Genomic DNA, 18,055 nt, shown 5'->3' on the forward strand with positions numbered 1-18,055 from the left:
CTGGCCCCCCCGGGCGGCTACGCCGCCCAATAGAAACCGGGCGGATACGCCGCCCAACAAAAACCCGGCGGCTCTGCCGCCTTTGAAAGCAGCGCCGGCGCAGCCGGCGCCCCCGGTCGGATCACGCAGTGATCCGAAACCGACCTCACACGTTCAGCAGCAGGTGCTCGCGCTCCCACGGAGAGATCACCTGCAGGAATTCCTCGTATTCCGCCCGCTTCACCGCCATGTAGACCCGCGCGAAATCCGGCCCCAGCACATCGTGCAGCGCCGTCGCGCCTTCGAACAGCTCGAGCGCATCGCCCATGACGCGGGGGATGTCGCCCTCGGCCTCGTAGGCATCGCCCTTGTACTGCTTGGAGGGCCAGCTTTCCTCCATCAGCCCCAGGTAGCCGCAGGCGAGCGAGGCGGCGATGCCGAGGTAGGGGTTGCAATCCATCCCGGCCAGCCGGTTCTCGACCCGCCGCGCCTGGGCGTCGGACAGCGGCACGCGGATGCCGGTGGTGCGGTTGTCGCGCCCCCATTCCAGGTTGATCGGCGCCGCGTGGTCGCGCACGTAGCGGCGGTACGAGTTCACATAGGGCGCCACGACCGCGATGGCGGTCGGCAGGTACTTCTGCATCCCGCCGATGAAGTTGTAGAAGGCGTCGGTCTCGCCCCCTTGCGGCCCCGAAAAGATGTTCTGGCCGGTCTCGATATCCATGACCGAATGATGGACATGCATCGCGCTGCCGGGCTCGTCGGCGATGGGCTTGGCCATGAAGGTGGCAAAGCAATCGTGGCGCAGCGCCGCCTCGCGGATCAGCCGCTTGAAAAAGAACACCTCGTCCGCCAGCTTGACCGGATCGCCGTGCCGCAGGTTGATCTCGAGCTGGCCGGCGCCGCCCTCCTGCGTGATGCCGTCGATCTCGAAGCCCTGCGCCTCGGCGAAATCGTAGATGTCGTCGATCACCGGGCCGAATTCGTCCACGGCGGTCATGGAATAGGCCTGGCGCGCGGCGGCGGGGCGGCCCGAGCGGCCCATCATCGGCTGGATCGACTTGGCCGGGTCGAGGTTGCGCGCCACGAGGTAGAATTCCATCTCGGGCGCCACGACCGGCTTCCAGCCCTGCGCCTTGTAAAGATCTACCACCCGTTTGAGCACGTTGCGCGGCGCGTATGGGATCGGCCTGTCCTTGCGGTCATAGGCGTCGTGGATCACCTGCAGCGTCCAGTCGCCCGTCCAGGGCGCGGCCGTGGCAGTGCTCATGTCGGGGCGCAGGATCATGTCGCGCTCGAGGAAATCCTCGTCCGGGACATCGACCCAATCGCCGGTGATGGTCTGGAAATAGATCGAATCCGGCAGGTGGAAGTACTTCTGCCGCGCGAACTTGGTGGCCGGCACCGCTTTGCCGCGGGCAATGCCCGGCAGGTCCGACACGATGCATTCCACCTCGTCCAGCTTGCGGTCCAGCAGGTAGTCCCGGGCGGTTGTCGGAAGGCCGTCGGTCCAGTCGCTCATGCGATCCTCTCGGTCTTGAAAAAGGCGGCAAAGCGGTCGCCCCAGAGCGCGCCATCGGTGGTGGCATCGTCAAGGCCGCCACCGGCCGTGGTGCGCAGGGTCTCGGGCACGGCCGCGCCGCGGTGGGTGATGAGGCCGCGAATGAACGCGGCCCCGTATTCGGGATGCGCCTGCACCGTCAGGATCGGCGCATCGTCGTAGACCAGCGCGGCATTGGCGCAAAAGTCGTTGCTGGCCAGCACGTGGGCGTGGTCGGGCAAGGCGACCACCTGGTCCTGGTGCCAGGCGTTGAGCGCGGTCGTGCTGCCATCCGCCAGCGCGTATTCCGTGCGCCCCACCGCCCAGCCGCCGGCGAATTTCTCGACCCGGCCGCCAAGCGCCTGGGCGATGACCTGGTGGCCGAAACAGACGCCGACCAGCGGGCGTTTCGCCGCCGCAATGGCGCGGATCAGCGCCTCGAGCTGGGCGATCCAGGGCAAGTCCTCGTAGGCGCCGTGCCGCGAGCCGGTGACAAGCCAGCCATCGGCCGCCTCGGGCCCGTCCGGGAACTCACCATCGACCACGGCCCAGTGGCGGAATTCGAACCCGTGCCCACCCAGAAGCCGCGCGAACATGGCGTCGTAATCGCCCGTTTCGGGGCGAAGCGCATCCGGGGCGTGCCCGGTCAGAAGAATGCCGATCAGCATGAGTCACCTTGGGAGTTGTGACAGGCGTAACCCGCCCGTCACACCGTGTCGAGGTAGATTTCGACCTGTTCCGTCGGGGTCAGCTCATCCATGTAATGCGCCTCCTGCCGCTTGGTCTGCAGCAGGTTGCCGATCAGCTCGGGCGAGAAGATGCGCTTGATATGCGCCCCCGCCTCGAAGGCATCCATGGCCTTGACCCAGCCGTCCGGCAGGCGCGGCAGGTCAAGCGCATAGGCATTGCCGGTGATGGGCGCGGGGGGCTCGCGCCCGTCCTCGATCCCGTTCAGCGCGGCGCCGAGGATGGCGGTCAGCAGCAGGTAGGGGTTCACGTCGCCGCCCGCCACCCGGTGCTCGATCCGGCGCGATTTCGGGCTGCCCGAAGGGATGCGGATCGCCGAGGTGCGGTTCTCGTAGGCCCAGCAGGCGCCGGTCGGGGCATGCGCTTCGGGCACCAGCCGGTCGTAACTGTTGGCATGGGGGGCGAAGATCAGGGTGGATTCCTGCATCGCCTCGAGCAGGCCGTTGACCGCGTGGCGCATCGTGTCCGTGCCTTTGGGCCCGCCATCGTCGAAGACGTTGTTGCCCTGGGCGTCGAGGACCGAGAAATGCACGTGCAGGCCGCTGCCGGCGTAATCTTCGTAGGGTTTCGCCATGAAGCTGGCGGCAAAGCCGTGCCGCCGCGCCAGCCCCTTGACCAGCATCTTGAAGAGCCAGGCATCGTCGGCGGCCCGCAGGGCGTCGGGGCCATGGTCGAGGTTGATCTCGAACTGGCCCAGACCCGCCTCGGAGATGGCGGTATCGGCCGGAATGTCCATCTCTTCGCAGGCGTCGTAGAGATCGGTGAAGAAGCTGTCGAAACTGTCCAGCGCCCGGATCGACATGGTCTCGGCCGCCTTGCGGCGCTTGTTCGACCGCGGGCTGATCGGGACCTGCAGGTTCCGGCCCGAATCGTCGATCATGTAGAATTCCAGCTCGACCGCGACGACGGGGGTCAGGCCGCGCGCCTTGTAGCGGTCGAGCACCGCGCGGAGCGCATGGCGCGGGTCGCCCTCGTAGGGGCGGCCGTCCTCGCGGTACATCCAGATCGGCAGCAGGGCGGTGGGCGCCTCGAGCCAGGGCATGGGCATGAAGCCGCGTTCCGTGGGCCAGAGCACCCCGTCTCGGTCGCCGCTTTCGAAGACCAGGGGGGAATCGTCGATATCCTCGCCCCAGATGTCGAGGTTCAGCACCGAGAGCGGAAAGCGCGTGCCGTCGCGGATGATCTTGTCGGCAAAGCGGGTTGGCACGCGCTTGCCGCGGGGTTGGCCGTTGAGGTCTGCGGCCGCGACGCGGATCGTGCGGACCTGGGGGTTCTTGCGGAGCCAGTTCTGGAGCATGGGGGCCTTCCGGGAATTTGATCAAATTATGAGGGAGGCGATGCAGGCTGGCAAGGGGGGTGTTGGGCGGGACGTGGCGTTTGGCGGTTTTTGCCAAGGCTTTGGGCATGTGGATGGGACGGAAGCGGGGGGCTGTCTGCCCCCCACACCCCCCGAGAGTTTATTGGCACAATGAAGGGGGATCGGCGCGGGACGGGGCAGGCAGCCTGCGGGCGAGGGGGGCGGTCTGGCGCGACCAGAGCCAGGTGCCGCCCAGCCGATATGGCGAGGCACCGGCGCCGAGCTTGAAACGGGCGAGGCCGGGCGCGTTCACGGTATCGAGCGTGCCGAGGTCGAGCCAGTCGGTGCCGTGATCCGCCAGCCAGTCGGCGGCGCGGGAAAGGAGCAGGCTGTGGGCGTGGAGGGCGCGGCCTGCTTCGGTCGTGTGGCCGACCTGGTAGGTGGCGCTTTGGCCGTGGCGCAGGAACAGCATGGCGGCGACGGGTTGGCCGTGCAGCTCGGCGGTGAAAAGCTGCGCCATGTGGGGGTTCGCCTCGCTCCAGGCGGCGCAGAATTCGGGCGGCAGGCCGGTGTAACGGCGGGTGCGGCGCTGCTGCCGTTCGGCTGCAAGCAGCCAGTGGTTCGGGTCGGGCGGCAGGACAGAGCGGCGGATCTTGAGCGGCGTTTCTTCGGCGCGGTACAGCCGGTTGCGCCATTTCTGCTGCATCCGGGCGCGGCGGTCGGTGGCGCTGCCGCGCAGGTCCAGCCGGGCGAGGGTGGCCGGGGTCATGATCGGGAGGAAGCCGGCCTGGGCCAGTTGGCCGGGCGGGTCGGTTTCGGCGTTCAGAAGCACCGGATGACGCAGGGCACGCAGGGCTGCGGCGAGATGCCCGGCATCCGGCGCCCCGGCCCAGAGCGGCCCGCGCGAGATCAGCCCGACGCGGCCGATCAGCGGCAGGCGCCGGGTCTGCATCAACGCCAGTGCCAGCGGCTGCCCCTCGGCGGTCAGCGTGATTTCTTCCAAAGGCAGGCCCAAGAGCCGCGCTGCGCGGCGGAAACCGGCGGATTGCGGCAGGGGCACGGGGCGGCGCAGGGGCGTGGAATCGAACATGGCGTGGCCAGGTTAACCCCGCCGAAACTAAGTACCCGTTAACTCGGGCCGGGGCGTCCGGCCCGGACAGGAGGACCCATGCAGCATCGCCGAGGTGCCCGGAAACACAGCGTCAGCGGGGTGTCGGCCCCGCCGCCACGGCCAACCCTGGTGGCGGCCTCGCTACTGGCTGTCCTGTTCAGCCTGCCGTTCCTGGCCATCGCGCTGGTCGAACTGGCGCTGACCCGGTGAACCGGCTCAGGGCGCGAGGTAGGGCGCCGGATCGACCGCCTTGTTGCCCTGGTAGACGCCAAAGCGCAGGTAACTGGGCGAGCCTTCGGCCACGCTCGCGATGGTTGACCCGCGGCTTACGCGGTCGTTCTTGGCGACCTTCACGTCCGTGACGTTCATGTAGACCGTCAGCAGCCCGTCGGAATGCTTGAGCACCACGATCGAGCTGCCGGTCGAGCTGTCCTGGGTGATCGCGCCGACCGTCCCTTCGGTCGCAGCCTTGACTGCGGTCCCGGCCGGCACCGCGATGTCGAGCCCGTCGTTCTTGCCCTGGCTGTATTCGCGGATGATCGAGCCGCTGACCGGCATGGACATCGCGGCCTGCGTCTTGGGCGCACTCTGCTTGCCGATGTCGGGCGCAGGGGGCGTCGCCACCGGGGCCGCGGCGGGCGCGGGGCGTTCGGCCGGCAGCGGCGCCGAGGCCGAGGGCGGCACGGGGGTCGGGCTGCCTTCGCCCGGCGCGGTGATCGGCGCCGACTCGGCCGGCTCTTCCCCGGCGACCACGACCGGGATCAGCAGGAACTGGCCTTCGCGCACGGCGAAATCCGATCCGAGGCCGTTCCAGTCGGCCAGCGACCGGACCGAGACGTTGTAGCTGCGCGCGATGGTATAGGCGGTCTCGCCGCGCTTGACCTGGTGGCGGGTCGGCTCGACCCCGGTCTGGGCGGCGGCGGCCGGCGCCGGCTCGAGCGACGAGGTCTGGACCGAGGGGGCCTGGATCCGGTCCAGCGCGGCGCCGGCGATGGCGGTCACGTCCTCGGGCGCGCGGATCGGGCCGCCCGCGGGCTCGGCCACGCGGCTGGGCAGGGCCACGACCTCGCCAAAGCGCAGCTCGTCGTCGGGCATGAGCCCGTTGTAGCGCGCGACGGCCCCGGCATCGGCGCCAATCCGCTGAGCGAGCGAGGCGACCGTGTCGCCGCGCCGCGCCACGGCGACCTGGTAGTTCGGATAGGAGATCACGCCGCGGTCATCGGGCTGCGGCCGCGGGGCCACGGCGCCAAGCGCGGCGGCCGAGGTGTCGACGCTGCCACCCATCCGGCCGCGCATGTCGAAATCGAGCGGGCTGTCGTCGCAGGCGGCAAGTGCCGCGAGCGCGACGAGCGCCACGGCAAGACGGCGCGGCTTTGCGGTCATGAAATCCTGGGTCACTGGCTCATCCTCGTGTCCTCCCCGTTGGTCCGGGGCTTGTCTTCGGCGGGCTGTGCCCACCGGTTTCATTCCTTGCCCAGCCCTTCGACCAGCGGCACAAAGCGCACCGGGCGCAGCTCGTCGTAGTCGAAACCGCTCTCGGTCCGGGTGACCCGGATCAGGCTCTGCACGTGGTCCGACTGGCCGACCGGCAAGACCATGATACCGCCAGTTTTTAACTGCGCCAAGAGCGGGCCCGGCGGGTCCTCGGCCGCGGCCGTTACTAGGATGCGATCGAAGGGCGCCTGGTCGGGCAGGCCAAAGCTGCCATCGGCCGTGAAGGCGGTGATATTGGTCAGGTTCATCGCGTCGAAGACCTCGCGCGCCTCGCGCACCAGGCGGCGGTGGCGGTCGACGGTGTAGACCCGCCGCGACAGGGCCGACAGGATCGCCGCCTGGTAGCCCGAGCCGGTGCCGACCTCGAGCACCTTGTCGCGGCCCGTGAGCCGCAGCGCCTGGGTCATCAGGCCGACGACCGAGGGCTGGCTGATCGTCTGGCCGCAGGGGATCGGCAAGGGCATGTCCTCGTAGGCGCGGTCCTGGAACAGGCCGCGGACAAAGGCGCCGCGGTCGATCTTCTCCATCGCGTTCAGAACCGATGTGTCCGTCACCCCGCGCGAGCGCAGGGCATAGAGGAACTGCATCTTCCGCTCCGACAGCGCGTCCTCGCTCACAGGGCAGCCTCCAGTGCGGCGAGCGCGTCATGGGCGGTGAGATCGGCCCGCATGGGCGTGATCGAAACATAGCCGTCGAGGTTGACGGAGGCGTCGCTGCCCTCGCCCGCGCGGACCCGCTGGTCGCCGCCCTTGATCCAGAGGAACCGGCGGCCCGAGGGCGACAGGTGCGGCTCGACCCCGAAATTCACGCCGGGGCGCAGGCCCTGCGGCGCGGCGCGCAGACCCTTGACCGCATCGGCCGGGCAGGGCGGGAAGTTGATGTTGAAGAACAGCCGATAGGCATCGCTGGCCTGGTCCTGCATCAGCGGCAACACCCGGCGCACGGCCTCCGCCCCGTGGCGTGCCGCGCCCTCGAACGGGTCGGCGATGTCGAAATTCTCGGGGCCGAGGTATTGCGACAGCGCGACCGAGGGCACGCCCTGCAGCGCCGCCTCGAGCGCGCCTCCCAGCGTGCCGGAATAGAGCACGTTCTCGGCCGAGTTGTTGCCCCGGTTCACGCCCGAGAGCACGAGGTCGGGCGGGGTGCCCTTGAGCACGTCATGCAGGCCCACCAGCACGCAGTCGGCCGGGCTGCCCTCTGCGGCAAAGCGGCGCTCGTCCAGCTGGGACATCATCATCGGGTGGGTGTAGCTGATGCAATGGGCCACGCCCGATTGCTCGAAGGCGGGGGCGACGGTCCAGACCTCGCCCTGCGGCCCGGCCAGCTCGCGGGCGATGGCTGCGCAGGTGACGAGGCCCGGCGCGTTGATCCCGTCGTCATTGGTGATGAGAATGCGCATGCCCGTCCCTTCTTGCTTTTCGCAGATGAATAGAGACTCCGGCCCAGCGGGGCAAGGCGGCCTCCGCCTTTCACGGGCCGGGGCCGGGCCAAATTCTGCGCTTCCGCGCGCTTTCATTCAGAATTTGGACAGGTGACGCACCACTCGGGCCGTCGCCCGGCGGGAGAGCGCGGATGCCTCCGGCGGGAGTATTTGGGGAATAATGAAAGCAAAGGGCGCGCCGATCCACTTCACCGCGCCAGTCCCGGCGAAGTCGCTTGATCCTTGCCCCGTCCCCGGCCGGGACCACCGGCCGTTGACCCGGCGGCGCAGCGTCGCATCCGGCGCCGATCCCCCTTCATCTTGCCAATAAACTCCGGGGAGTGTGAGGGGCTGGCCCCTCACGGCGCAACGGCAGCGACAGGCGCGCCGCCTATAGCGTGGCGAGCAGCCGGGCGGCCTCGTCCCGCGGATCGGCCAGGGTGCTGCGGTCTTCGCCGGGAAAGAACCGGGCGCGGGTGGCCGTGGGCATCGCGGCGGGGCGCAACACGTGGACCTTGGGCCCGTGCTTGGCGCTTTCCGCCGCCCAGGAGCGGGCGAGGGCGATCTGCGCGGCCTTGGTCGCCCCGTAGGCGCCAAAGAACTTCTCGCCGCCATGCGGGTCCTCGAAGAACAGGGCCGTGCCCGCCTCACCCAGCAATGGCGCGATGAAGGGGATGAGCTGCCCGGTGGCCGTCACGTTGACGGCGACCGAACGGTCCCAGTCCTTGGCATCGAGCGACATGGCCGGCGACAGCGGCGCGGCATGGACGGCGGCATGCGCCCAGATGTCGAGGCGGCCCCAGCGGTCAAAGATCGACCGGCAAAGCTGCGCCATGGCGTCGGGGTTGGTCACGTCCATCGGCGCCAGGGTGGCCTTGCCGCCCTTGGCCTGGATGCGGTCGTCAAGCTCTTCGAGCGCGCCGGTGGTGCGGGCCACGGCGACGACGTGGTGGGTGTCGGCAAGCGCCTCGGCCAGCGCGGCGCCAAGCCCGCGGGAGGCGCCCGTTACGAGGGCGATCCGGTCTGTCATGGCGCAGGGTTTGGGGCCAAAGCGCGGCAAGGTCAAGGGGATGCCGCCCGTCCGGTTCATGGAATGGCGATCTGCCGGGCGCGGCCGCCGCGCGACAGGGTCAGCGTCTCGTCGGCGATGGCGACGACCAGGTCGCCCGAGACTTTGTCGCCGGTCTTGACCTGGGCGACGCGGCCGTTCGGCAGGCGTAAGAGGGCAAGGCGGTCGCTGTCGGAGCCGAAGGTGCCCAGCAGCATGGGTTCGGTCGGGTCGAACTCGGCACGGGTCGTGGCGGCCTTGGCGACTTCGCTGCTGGTTTCGGCGCTTTCGGACGAAACGGGGGTGGCGCGGGGCGTGGTGTCCAGCTTGGCGGGCCGCGCTGACGGGCGCGGGGAGGTCTTCAACATCGGTCAACTCGAATTGGGAATATGGCTCCGCCGGGTCGCTGCCATCCTGGCACGCCTCACCTGGCGGAAGCGGCCGGATAGCCTGGCGCCGGGTGCGGGGAAAGGGGCCGGTCCGGGATCGGCGGAGACTGGCGCAGCCGGCCGGGGTCCTGCGCGCGGGATCGCCGACAGGGCCCGCGACCGGGCGTCGCGGGGGCTTGATCAGATCGCCCCGGCCTCGGCCAGGCGCGCGGTCAGCATGTCATGCAGCAGGTCCGAAGGAATCGGATCCTCGGGCGTGAAATGCAGCGCCGACTTGGTGTGGCCGCGGGCACCGATCCGATCCGCGAAGAGCGGAATGACCCCGCCGGAATGGGGGTAGAAGGAGCAATGCCGCACCCAGGCGGCAAAGCCCGCCACCACGGGTCCGCGGCCGGGCAGGCGCAGGCCGGGCATGGCGTAGGAGATGACCTCGTCCACCGCGACCCCGCGCGCCGCGAGATCGGCGTGCAGTGCCGCGCGCAGATCCGACAGCGCCCCGCGCATATGCGCGGGCGCGGCGGCGATATAGCTGTCGATGTCGGTCGGTTTCGGGCTCATCACGCGCAGCTTGCGACCGGGGCCGGGCCCCGGTCAAGCGTGTGGCTTACTCGGCCGCCTTCATCTGGAAGCCCTTCTCGATCATGTCCGCCGGCTCGACCGGGTATTCGCCCGAGAAGCAGGCGTCGCAGTATTGCGGGCAGGACGCGTTGCGGCCTTCGGCCTCGCCCACGGCGCGGTAGAGCCCGTCGAGCGAGATGAACCTGAGGCTGTCGACGGCCAGGTACTGGCGCATCTCTTCCTCGTTCATCTGGGCGGCAAGCAGCTTGTCGCGCTGCGGCGTGTCGACGCCGTAAAAGCAGGGCCAGGCGGTCGGCGGGCTGGCAATCCGGAAATGCACCTCGGCCGCGCCGGCATCCAGGATCATCTCCTTGATCTTGCGCGAGGTGGTGCCGCGCACGACCGAATCGTCCACGAGGATGACCCGCTTGCCCTTGATCAGCGCCCGGTTGACATTGAGCTTGAGCCGCACGCCCATGTTGCGGATCTGCTCGGTCGGCTCGATGAAGGTCCGGCCCATGTACTGGTTCCGGGTGATCCCCAGCGCGAAGGGAATGCCGCTTTCGGCCGAGAACCCCACCGCCGCCGGCGTGCCGCTGTCGGGCACGGGGCAGACGAGGTCGGCCTCGACCGGCGCTTCGCGGGCCAGTTCGACCCCGATCTGGCGCCGGGTCTCATAGACCGACCGGCCACCCTGGATCGAGTCGGGGCGCGAAAAATATACATGTTCGAAGATGCAGAACCGTGGCTGGCGCGGCGGGAAGGGGCGGTGGCTGTTCACCTTGCCGTCCTCGATCACCACCATCTCGCCCGGCTCGACCTCGCGGATGAACTCGGCGCCGATGATGTCAAGCGCGCAGGTCTCTGAGCTGAGCACCCAGCCATCGCCCAGCTTGCCCAGAACCAGCGGGCGCACGCCCATCGGGTCGCGCACGCCGATCAGCTTGGTGCGGGTCATGGCGACGACGCTGAACGCGCCTTCGACCCGCCGCAGCGCGTCCATGATGCGCTCGGGCACCTTGCGCTGCAGCGACCGGGCCATCAGGTGAATGATGCATTCGCTGTCCGACGAGGACTGGAAGATCGAGCCGCGGTCGATCAGCTCGCGCCGCAGGGCGTCGGCATTGGTCAGGTTGCCGTTATGGGCAATCGCCGCGCCGCCAAGCGAGAATTCACCGAAGAAGGGCTGCACGTCGCGGATCGCGGTGTTGCCCTTGGACCCGGCGGTGGAATAGCGCACATGGCCGATGGCCAGGGGGCCGGGCAGCGTCTCCATCAGCGATTGCTTGGTGAAATTGTCGCGGACATAGCCGAAACGGCGGGCCGAGTTGAAGCCTTCGACCGGGTCATGGCTGACGATGCCGCCGGCCTCCTGGCCGCGATGTTGCAGCGCGTGCAGGCCAAGCGCGACGAAGTTGGCCGCGTCCTGGACGCCGACGACGCCGAAAACGCCGCATTCCTCGCGCAGCTTGTCGTCGCCGTCGGCGGGTTGCCAGGCGTCGAAGTCAAAGGGATTTGCGGGCGGCAGACGGCGGGCGGGCAGGGTGTCGGACAAGTGGACAGCTCCGAATCCGAATTGGGAGGGGGTAGCGCCCTCATAGCGGGGGGCACCGTTCCTGTCACGGAAGTATCACGTCTTCTGCGCTGCGGCAACTCGGTGCGCCGGGCCGGTGCCGCGATGGCGAACGCCGCCGGTCATTGTGGCGGCTTTCCGGCGGGGGTGCCGAAAGTTTCACGATTGCGACAGATTTCCTCCCTTTCGTGATCCGAATCGACGGCCAGAAAAGGTTAACGACACAGTCATAACCGGCTGGACAAAAGGACAGAAAGACATGACCGGACAGCGTGACCTTGCAAGCCTGCTTTGGATCATCGGCGTGGCCATCCAGCCCTTTGCCGCTTGGCGCGTGGTCGAGGCGGACCTTGATGGCGCCGTGGCGCTGTGCGTGCTGGCGCTGTCGCTGCTGCTGACCGCGCGCACTCTCACTCGGGTCAGGTCGCGCGCCGCGCAGACCGATCGGCGCGGGCTCGAATCGGCCTGATCCTCAGTTTCCCTCGACCGGCGCGGGGGCGGTCACCGGTTCCGGGGTGCCGTCGGGATCGCAGACGCTGACCAGCTCGACATATTGACGGGTCACCCAGCCCAGCGCCTGCTCGGGGTCGCGGTCCTCGATCTGGCCGGTGATGCGGCCGAACACCTGGGCCGAGCGGCTTTCGTCGACGATGGTGAAGGTCTGGCTGGTGATCATCGTCTCGTAGGCAAAGAAGGCGACGGCGACCAGCAGGATGCCGCGCGCCACGCCGAACAGGAACCCGAGCGCCTGGTCGAGCCCGCCAAGGGCCGAGCGCTGCACCAGCGACGAAAACAGCGGCGTGAACAGCGACACGACCACCAGCGCCAGCGCGAAGACGGCGGCAAATGCGCCGATGATCGAAAGCTCGCAGCTGTCGGCGATGAAGTCGCCCACGACCGGCAGTTCCACCACCAGCGGGCGCACCTGCGGCGCAAAGATGAATGCGAGCACGGCCGCCGCGATCCAGCCGACAATGGCCATCGCCTCGCGGACCAGCCCGCGCGAATAGGCCAGCAGCGCCGAAAGGACGATGACGACGGCGACGATCCCGTCGATGATGGTGAAACCTTCCATGGCCCTGCCTGTCCTTCTGCTTTGGGCGCCTCGCCCCTGGACGCCGGTTTCCCCGCGCCTCCAAAATCCTCGGTGCGGACTAGCCCGCGCCGAACACGTCGCCCACGAAGGTGGTCAGGTCGGGCATCTGCGACAGGGTCATGCCCTCGACGCCCGGTGCCTTGCCCCCCTTGGGCATGATGGCCGAGGAAAAACCAAGTTTCTGCGCCTCTTTCAACCGATTTTCGGTCTGTGACACCGGACGAAGCGCGGAAGACAGCGAAAGTTCTCCGAATACCACGGTTTCGGCCGGCAGGGCGGCGTCTTCCCGCGCAGAGAGCAGCGCGGCGGCGACGGCGAGATCGGCGGCGGGCTCGCTCACCTTCATGCCGCCGGCGACGTTGAGATAGACGTCGAGCCCGGCAAAAGGGATGCCGCAACGCGCCTCGAGCACGGCGAGGATCATCGCCAGCCGCCCGCCGTCCCAACCGACGACCGTGCGGCGCGGCTGGCTGTGCGGGCTGGGCGCGACAAGGGCCTGGAACTCGACCAGCACGGGGCGCGTGCCCTCGATCCCGGCAAAGACGACCGAGCCGGGGCTGGGCTCGCCGCGTTCCGACAGGAACAGGGCCGAGGGGTTGGTGACCTCGGACAGGCCCGCGCCGGTCATCTCGAAGACGCCGATCTCGTCCGCGGGGCCGAAGCGGTTCTTGACCGCGCGCAGGATGCGGAACTGGTGGCCGCGCTCGCCCTCGAAATAGAGCACGGTGTCGACCATGTGCTCGACCACGCGGGGGCCGGCGATCTGGCCGTCCTTGGTGACATGGCCCACAAGGATGACGGACATGTTCCTGCGCTTGGCAAAGGTGGTCAGCTCATGCGCGGCGGCGCGGACCTGGCTGACCGAGCCGGGCGCGCTTTCCACGTTGTCGGCCCACATGGTCTGGATCGAATCGATGATGGCCAGGTGAGGCGCCTCGGTTTCGAGCGTGGTGAGGATGTCGCGCAGGTTGGTCTCGGCCCCCAACTTGACCGGCGCCTGCGTCAGCCCCAGCCGCTGCGCGCGCATGCGCACCTGCTGGCTGGCCTCTTCGCCCGAGATATAAAGCGTTTTCAGGCCGTTATTGGCGAAACTTGCAGCAGCCTGAAGCAGCAGCGTCGACTTGCCGATGCCGGGATCGCCCCCGACAAGGATCGCCGAGGCCGGCACGAGGCCACCGCCCAGCACGCGGTCAAGCTCGGCTATGCCCGATCCGGTGCGCAGCGGCGGCGCCTCGCTGGTCATCAGGTCGGTCAGCTGCACCGGGCTGCCCCGTGTCTTGCCCAGCGACTTCTTGGACGGGCCGACGCTGATGCCGGCATCCTCGATCAGCGTATTCCACTCCAGGCAGGCGTCGCAGCGGCCCGCCCACTTGGACGTGACATTGCCGCAGGCAGCGCAGATGTAGGAGGTCTGTTTCTTGGCCATGTCCATCATGTGCCCCATTGGTCGGGACGCTGCAAGCGACGCGCGAACAGGACTTGGCTTGTCCCGCTCATGTTGTGGGCCTGGATCGGCCCGCAGGCTACTGCGCGGGCTCGGTTTTCGCGGCTCGGGCCAGGATCGGCAGCCACTCCGGCGCCACGGCGAGCCCGAGATGCGCGGCAATCGTCTGTGCCAGCGCTTCGGGCGCCAGAACGTGCTGGTCGCGGATGCCCTCGGGGCCGCGGCGGGTCAGGCGATTGTGCTTGATCGCGATGCGCTCGTCGGGTGTCGTGCGCGACAGCGTGACCTCGGTGGCAAAGAAGGAGGCGGTCGCGGTGAGGTGATTGGCGGCGGCGTATTCGGCGTCATCGGCGGTGGTGTGGCGGATCTCGTAGACCGGCGCCCATTCATCCTTTACCCGAGCGTCCAGCATCCAGGCCCTTGGGACATCACGGAAACGGTAGGTCTCATGCGCCGTCGCCTGCGGGGTCCGCAACGCCATGTCCAGCGACTGAGGTGGTACGCAGCCGCCAAAGCCCGCATCGGCCAGCAGGTCGGTGTCGCCGATCCGCACCCGAAGGGCCATGTGCGACCATGGGCCGGGGGGCATGTCTGCGGGCTTTTGCCACCAGACCCGGGCGATCAGGGTCTCGACGCTGAACCCCATCGCGCGCAGGGCATCACGCAAAAGCGCATTCTGCTCAAAGCAATAGCCGCCACGCTTCCTGTCGATCAGCTTGGCGGCGATGGCCTCGGGTGCCAGGTCCGGCACGATTCCGCAGAGCGGGTCGAAATTCTCGAACGGGATATGTGCGAGGTGCCCGGCGATCACGGCGTCGAGCCCGGCCCGGGTCGGGGCCACGGGGCCGGTGCGCCCGATTCGGGCCAGGTAGGCTGAAAGCATGCGGTGTCCTCCCGCCCGCACCCTGTCGGCGCCGGGCGGGATTGGCAAGGCTCAGCCCCGCGTGGCCCGGGCCGACAGCAGCGCCACGATGCGGTCGTCTCCGGCATAGGGGTCGGCCGGGGTCTCGGGCCGGGTGTCGTCGCCGTCCGAGCCGTCGCTTGCCTCGGCCTTCATGCGTTCCGCGGCCGGCGCCTCGATCTGCCCCGCGTCGTATTTCTGCAACTCGGCCTCCATCGTGTCGGCCTCCATGCCCTCGACGAGCTCGGGCACCAGCTCCATCAGCTCCTCGCGCAGCCGGTCCAGCTGCGAACGGGCGATGGCCTCTTCGACCTCGACCGCGTCGGCCCATTGCCGGACCTCGACTGCGATCGCCTTCGCCTCGGCGATGCGGATGTTGAAATCCTCGATCTCCTGCTGCCGGGCGATGAGAAAATCGCGTGCGCGCAAGACGTTGCGGTCGGAATAGGTGGCGGCCAACTCGCGGCTGACATGGCTCATCTGGGCCGCGACTTCCAGCACGTCACCCTGCACCATCTCTAGGTCCGGGTGCTGGCGCAGGAAGGCGATGCGCTCGCGGATCGAATCGAATTCGGCGCCGAGCGTAAAGACGCCCTCGCGATCCGAGGCATGGGCCCGGGCATAGGCCTGCATCACGTCGCGCATGCCGATGTGAAACGACCGGTGCGAGTTCTCCAGCGCCATGATCCGGGAATTGGCCGGCAGATAGACGCAGAAAAGCGCCAGCAGCGCCGTCAGCCCCAGCTGCACGGCCATGCCGGCCTGCGGGTAGGTGATGTCGCCAAAGGTCAGCCCCATGGTCAGCCACGGCACATGCCCAAGCGCGGCAGCCACGTCATAGCCGATGAGGCCCAGCGTCACGAGGACGAGAAGAAGGATTGCCGCGCGCTGCAACAGCGCCATCAGCAGCCAGAGGGTCGATCGAATCGACGCTTCCATGTTCGTGAACTCCCAGCACCATCACGCGAGCGGATATTAAGGCAGAATTATGCTTAACGCGGGGAAATCCTAAGAGAAAAGTCACATTCACGAAGATTAACACATGATTCGTGAACGATGCGGGGGTCAGGGGTGAATTGTTTCCGTCGCGTGATCAGTCGCGGGTGCTTTTGCCCGTCAGGTGGCCGACGGCCAGGCTGGCAAGGATGCAGGCGGTGAAGAGGTAGAGGCCCCAGGCGGTCTCGATCCGGCCGACTCCGATTCCCTTGGCGACGGTGATGTAGAGCGCGATCAGGAAGACGTCCGCCATGGCCAGCCTGCCCAGCACGGTCAGCCAGGGCAGGGCGCGGCGGCGCATCTGGCCGAAGTGGATCAGGGCCAGTCCCAGCGTCTTGAGCATCGGCGCAAAGAGGGCGAAGAGCGTCACCAGCAGGGCCAGGAACACATCGGTCTTCCACAGCGATTGCAGGCCCGAGATGACCGAGATTTCCGACAGCCCGAAGAGCGGGAGCAACCCCGCGCGCAGCAGGGGCGCGAACCACGAGACCGGGAAGAGCACGAGCAGCGACAGGTTCGCCAGCCTGAGCCAGCCAAGCCGGGTCATCCGCCCAAGCCCCAGAGCACGACCAGCGCGGCGATGAGCAGCGCATGCAGGGCGTCGATCCCCCACCAGCGGCGTCCGCGCAGCACGGCCGAGATCGCCAGCGGCAGCGAGGCGACAAGCGGCAGCGCGATCCCCTGAACCGCGTTCACGGCGGTAAAGGCCGCGCGGTAGAGCGTGCCGTCGCTGGCCCCGCTGATCGCCGGCCCAAACTGCGCAGCCAGGCCCAGCAGCGCCAGCAGGACCGACACGAGCCCCGCCCAGCGGGCCGGGCCACGGGCCACGATGCTGCGCGCAACCGCCAAGACCAGCAGGATTTCGAGGTAGAGGAACTTCTTGAGCGTGAAGAACGCAATAACCTCGGGCGGGGGGCGCAGGAAGCTTTCCATCAGCGGACCGCCTCGATCGGCCCCTCGGCGCGGCCATGGATGAACTGGTCGAGGTAGGGGTCGCCGGAATGGTCCATCCGGGCCACCGGGCCGGTCCACTTGATCGTGCCGTCGTGCAGCATGGCCACGTTGTCGGCAATCGCCCGGACCGAGGACATGTCATGGGTGATGGTCAGCGCGGTCGCCCCCATCTCGGTCACGATCTCGCGGATCAACGCGTTGATGACGCCGGCCATGATCGGGTCGAGCCCGGTTGTGGGTTCGTCGAAAAAGATGATCTCGGGCTCGGCGGCGATGGCGCGGGCGAGGCCGACGCGTTTCTGCATCCCGCCGGAAAGCTCGGAGGGAAAGAGATCGGCCATTTCGGGCTTCAGACCCACGCGGCGCAGCTTTTCGATGGCGATCTCGCGCGCCTCGGCCTTGGGACGTTTCAGCGAACCGCGCAGCAGGCGGAAGGCGACGTTCTGCCAGACGGGCAACGAATCGAACAGCGCGCCGCCCTGGAAGAGCATCCCGAAGCGGGCCAGGAAGGCGTCGCGCGGCGCTTGCGTCACGTCGGTGCCGTCGACCTCGATGGTCCCGCGGTCGGGTGTGACGAGGCCGAGTATGCATTTCAGCATCACCGACTTGCCCGTACCCGAGCCGCCGATGATCACCGTCGAGGTGCCCCGCGCGACCTCGAGGGTCGCGCCGCGCAGCACGCGGTTCGGGCCGAAACTCTTGTGAACGTCGTCAAGGCGGATCATGCGGAAAAGAAGGTCTCGGTCAGGATGTAATTGGCGGCGAAGATCAGGACGGATGCGGTGACCACGGCCGATTTGGTCGCCCGGCCCACGCCTTGCGCCCCGCGCGACGAGGTCATGCCGTAGAAGCAGCCGGCGAGGGCAACGATGAAGCCGAAGGCGGCGCCCTTCCACAGGCCCGAGACGACGTCCCAGGTTTCGAGGAAATCGACCGTGTTCTTGAGGTAGGTGGCCGAGTTGAAGTCGAGCCGCCAGACACCGACCGCCCAGCCGCCCGCGATGCCGATGGCGTCGCCCACGCCCACCAGCACCGGCACGGCGAGCGTCGCCGCGATGAGGCGCGGAAGGGTGAGGTATTTCATCGGGTTGGTCGACAGGGTGACCAGCGCGTCGATCTGTTCTGTTACCTTCATCGTGCCGATCTCGGCTGCGATCGACGAAGCGACCCGCGCGGCCACCATCAGCCCGCCTAGCACCGGGCCCAGTTCGCGCACCATGCCGATGGCGACGATGGAGGGCACGACCGCCTCGGCCGAAAAGCGCGACCCGCCCGCGTAGATCTGGAGCGCCAGCGCGCCCCCGGTGAACAGCGCGGTGAGGCCCACCACGGGCAGCGACAGCCAGCCGATCTGCACCAGCTGGATCAGCGTCTCGCGCGGGTAGAAGGGCGGGCGGACGAGGTGGCTGACCGCCTGCGCCGCAAAGATGGTCAACGCGCCGACCAGCCGCAGGCCCGCGATGACGGGGCGGCCGATGGCGGCAAGGGCGCGGATCGGGCTCATCGCC

Annotated in this window: 21 protein-coding genes; 2 read left to right on the top strand and 19 right to left on the bottom strand. The window is 68.4% G+C overall.

Annotated features, from left to right (window positions below; genetic code table 11):
• Positions 1 to 145 precede the first annotated feature (145 nt).
• From MF270_RS12235 to MF270_RS12250, 4 genes are all read right to left on the bottom strand, one after another.
• Positions 146 to 1,501, bottom strand: a complete 1,356-nt coding sequence (locus tag MF270_RS12235; RefSeq protein WP_238366175.1) for a glutamine synthetase family protein — start codon at positions 1,499 to 1,501, stop codon at positions 146 to 148.
• Positions 1,498 to 2,187 carry a type 1 glutamine amidotransferase gene (locus MF270_RS12240; RefSeq protein ID WP_238366176.1) on the bottom strand — a complete coding sequence of 230 codons (690 nt, stop codon included), beginning with the start codon at positions 2,185 to 2,187 and terminating at the stop codon, positions 1,498 to 1,500. Before MF270_RS12240 ends, MF270_RS12235 begins: the two co-directional genes overlap by 4 nt.
• 38 nt (positions 2,188 to 2,225) lie before the next feature.
• A complete protein-coding gene (locus MF270_RS12245; RefSeq protein WP_238366177.1) occupies positions 2,226 to 3,563 on the bottom strand; it encodes a glutamine synthetase family protein in 1,338 nt (445 codons plus the stop codon).
• A gap of 160 nt (positions 3,564 to 3,723) precedes the next feature.
• A complete protein-coding gene (locus MF270_RS12250; protein WP_238366178.1) occupies positions 3,724 to 4,653 on the bottom strand; it encodes a GNAT family N-acetyltransferase in 930 nt (309 codons plus the stop codon).
• 78 nt (positions 4,654 to 4,731) lie between these two features.
• Between MF270_RS12250 and MF270_RS12255 the strand changes: the two genes are divergently transcribed.
• Complete coding sequence (locus MF270_RS12255) at positions 4,732 to 4,884, top strand: hypothetical protein (protein WP_238366179.1); 153 nt, start codon at positions 4,732 to 4,734, stop codon at positions 4,882 to 4,884.
• 6 nt (positions 4,885 to 4,890) lie between these two features.
• On the opposite strand, the gene MF270_RS12260 is transcribed toward MF270_RS12255, so the two are convergent.
• The 7 genes from MF270_RS12260 to purF form a co-directional block, all read right to left on the bottom strand.
• Positions 4,891 to 6,072, bottom strand: coding sequence for a LysM peptidoglycan-binding domain-containing protein (locus MF270_RS12260; protein ID WP_336246011.1), 1,182 nt, complete (start codon positions 6,070 to 6,072; stop codon positions 4,891 to 4,893).
• Between the two features lie 65 nt (positions 6,073 to 6,137).
• Positions 6,138 to 6,785 (bottom strand): protein-L-isoaspartate(D-aspartate) O-methyltransferase, encoded by a 648-nt coding sequence (locus tag MF270_RS12265; RefSeq protein ID WP_238366180.1) that lies wholly within the window; start codon positions 6,783 to 6,785, stop codon positions 6,138 to 6,140.
• Positions 6,782 to 7,567, bottom strand: coding sequence for a 5'/3'-nucleotidase SurE (surE, locus tag MF270_RS12270; protein ID WP_238366181.1), 786 nt, complete (start codon positions 7,565 to 7,567; stop codon positions 6,782 to 6,784). The genes MF270_RS12265 and surE overlap by 4 nt, the downstream gene beginning before the upstream one ends.
• 412 nt (positions 7,568 to 7,979) lie before the next feature.
• On the bottom strand, positions 7,980 to 8,618 hold the full coding sequence (locus tag MF270_RS12275; protein WP_238366182.1) for an SDR family NAD(P)-dependent oxidoreductase: 639 nt from the start codon (positions 8,616 to 8,618) through the stop codon (positions 7,980 to 7,982).
• A 56-nt stretch (positions 8,619 to 8,674) separates the two neighbouring features.
• Positions 8,675 to 9,004, bottom strand: coding sequence for a hypothetical protein (locus tag MF270_RS12280; protein WP_238366183.1), 330 nt, complete (start codon positions 9,002 to 9,004; stop codon positions 8,675 to 8,677).
• Between the two features lie 201 nt (positions 9,005 to 9,205).
• On the bottom strand, positions 9,206 to 9,583 hold the full coding sequence (locus tag MF270_RS12285) for an iron chaperone (RefSeq protein ID WP_238366184.1): 378 nt from the start codon (positions 9,581 to 9,583) through the stop codon (positions 9,206 to 9,208).
• Between the two features lie 46 nt (positions 9,584 to 9,629).
• A complete protein-coding gene (gene purF, locus MF270_RS12290; RefSeq protein WP_238366271.1) occupies positions 9,630 to 11,111 on the bottom strand; it encodes an amidophosphoribosyltransferase in 1,482 nt (493 codons plus the stop codon).
• A gap of 304 nt (positions 11,112 to 11,415) precedes the next feature.
• Between purF and MF270_RS12295 the strand changes: the two genes are divergently transcribed.
• Positions 11,416 to 11,625, top strand: a complete 210-nt coding sequence (locus MF270_RS12295; RefSeq protein ID WP_238366185.1) for a hypothetical protein — start codon at positions 11,416 to 11,418, stop codon at positions 11,623 to 11,625.
• Between the two features lie 3 nt (positions 11,626 to 11,628).
• Here MF270_RS12295 and MF270_RS12300 read toward each other — a convergent pair whose 3' ends face one another.
• The 8 genes from MF270_RS12300 to MF270_RS12335 form a co-directional block, all read right to left on the bottom strand.
• Positions 11,629 to 12,231 (bottom strand): CvpA family protein, encoded by a 603-nt coding sequence (locus MF270_RS12300; protein ID WP_238366186.1) that lies wholly within the window; start codon positions 12,229 to 12,231, stop codon positions 11,629 to 11,631.
• A gap of 79 nt (positions 12,232 to 12,310) precedes the next feature.
• A complete protein-coding gene (gene radA / locus MF270_RS12305) occupies positions 12,311 to 13,678 on the bottom strand; it encodes a DNA repair protein RadA (protein ID WP_238366187.1) in 1,368 nt (455 codons plus the stop codon).
• A gap of 97 nt (positions 13,679 to 13,775) precedes the next feature.
• Positions 13,776 to 14,579 (bottom strand): arylamine N-acetyltransferase family protein, encoded by an 804-nt coding sequence (locus tag MF270_RS12310; protein ID WP_238366188.1) that lies wholly within the window; start codon positions 14,577 to 14,579, stop codon positions 13,776 to 13,778.
• A gap of 51 nt (positions 14,580 to 14,630) precedes the next feature.
• Positions 14,631 to 15,536: a DNA repair protein gene (locus MF270_RS12315; RefSeq protein WP_238366189.1), complete on the bottom strand. Its 906-nt coding sequence runs from the start codon at positions 15,534 to 15,536 to the stop codon at positions 14,631 to 14,633.
• A 154-nt stretch (positions 15,537 to 15,690) separates the two neighbouring features.
• On the bottom strand, positions 15,691 to 16,140 hold the full coding sequence (locus MF270_RS12320; RefSeq protein WP_238366190.1) for a paraquat-inducible protein A: 450 nt from the start codon (positions 16,138 to 16,140) through the stop codon (positions 15,691 to 15,693).
• The gene (locus MF270_RS12325) at positions 16,137 to 16,526 is read right to left on the bottom strand and encodes a hypothetical protein (protein ID WP_238366191.1); all 390 of its coding nucleotides are present in this window, start codon (positions 16,524 to 16,526) and stop codon (positions 16,137 to 16,139) included. The genes MF270_RS12320 and MF270_RS12325 overlap by 4 nt, the downstream gene beginning before the upstream one ends.
• Positions 16,526 to 17,272: an ABC transporter ATP-binding protein gene (locus MF270_RS12330; RefSeq protein ID WP_238366192.1), complete on the bottom strand. Its 747-nt coding sequence runs from the start codon at positions 17,270 to 17,272 to the stop codon at positions 16,526 to 16,528. Before MF270_RS12330 ends, MF270_RS12325 begins: the two co-directional genes overlap by 1 nt.
• Positions 17,269 to 18,051 (bottom strand): MlaE family ABC transporter permease, encoded by a 783-nt coding sequence (locus MF270_RS12335; protein WP_238366193.1) that lies wholly within the window; start codon positions 18,049 to 18,051, stop codon positions 17,269 to 17,271. Before MF270_RS12335 ends, MF270_RS12330 begins: the two co-directional genes overlap by 4 nt.
• Positions 18,052 to 18,055 lie beyond the last annotated feature (4 nt).

The organism is Mesobacterium pallidum, assembly GCF_019966535.1.
GTDB lineage: Bacteria > Pseudomonadota > Alphaproteobacteria > Rhodobacterales > Rhodobacteraceae > Mesobacterium > Mesobacterium pallidum.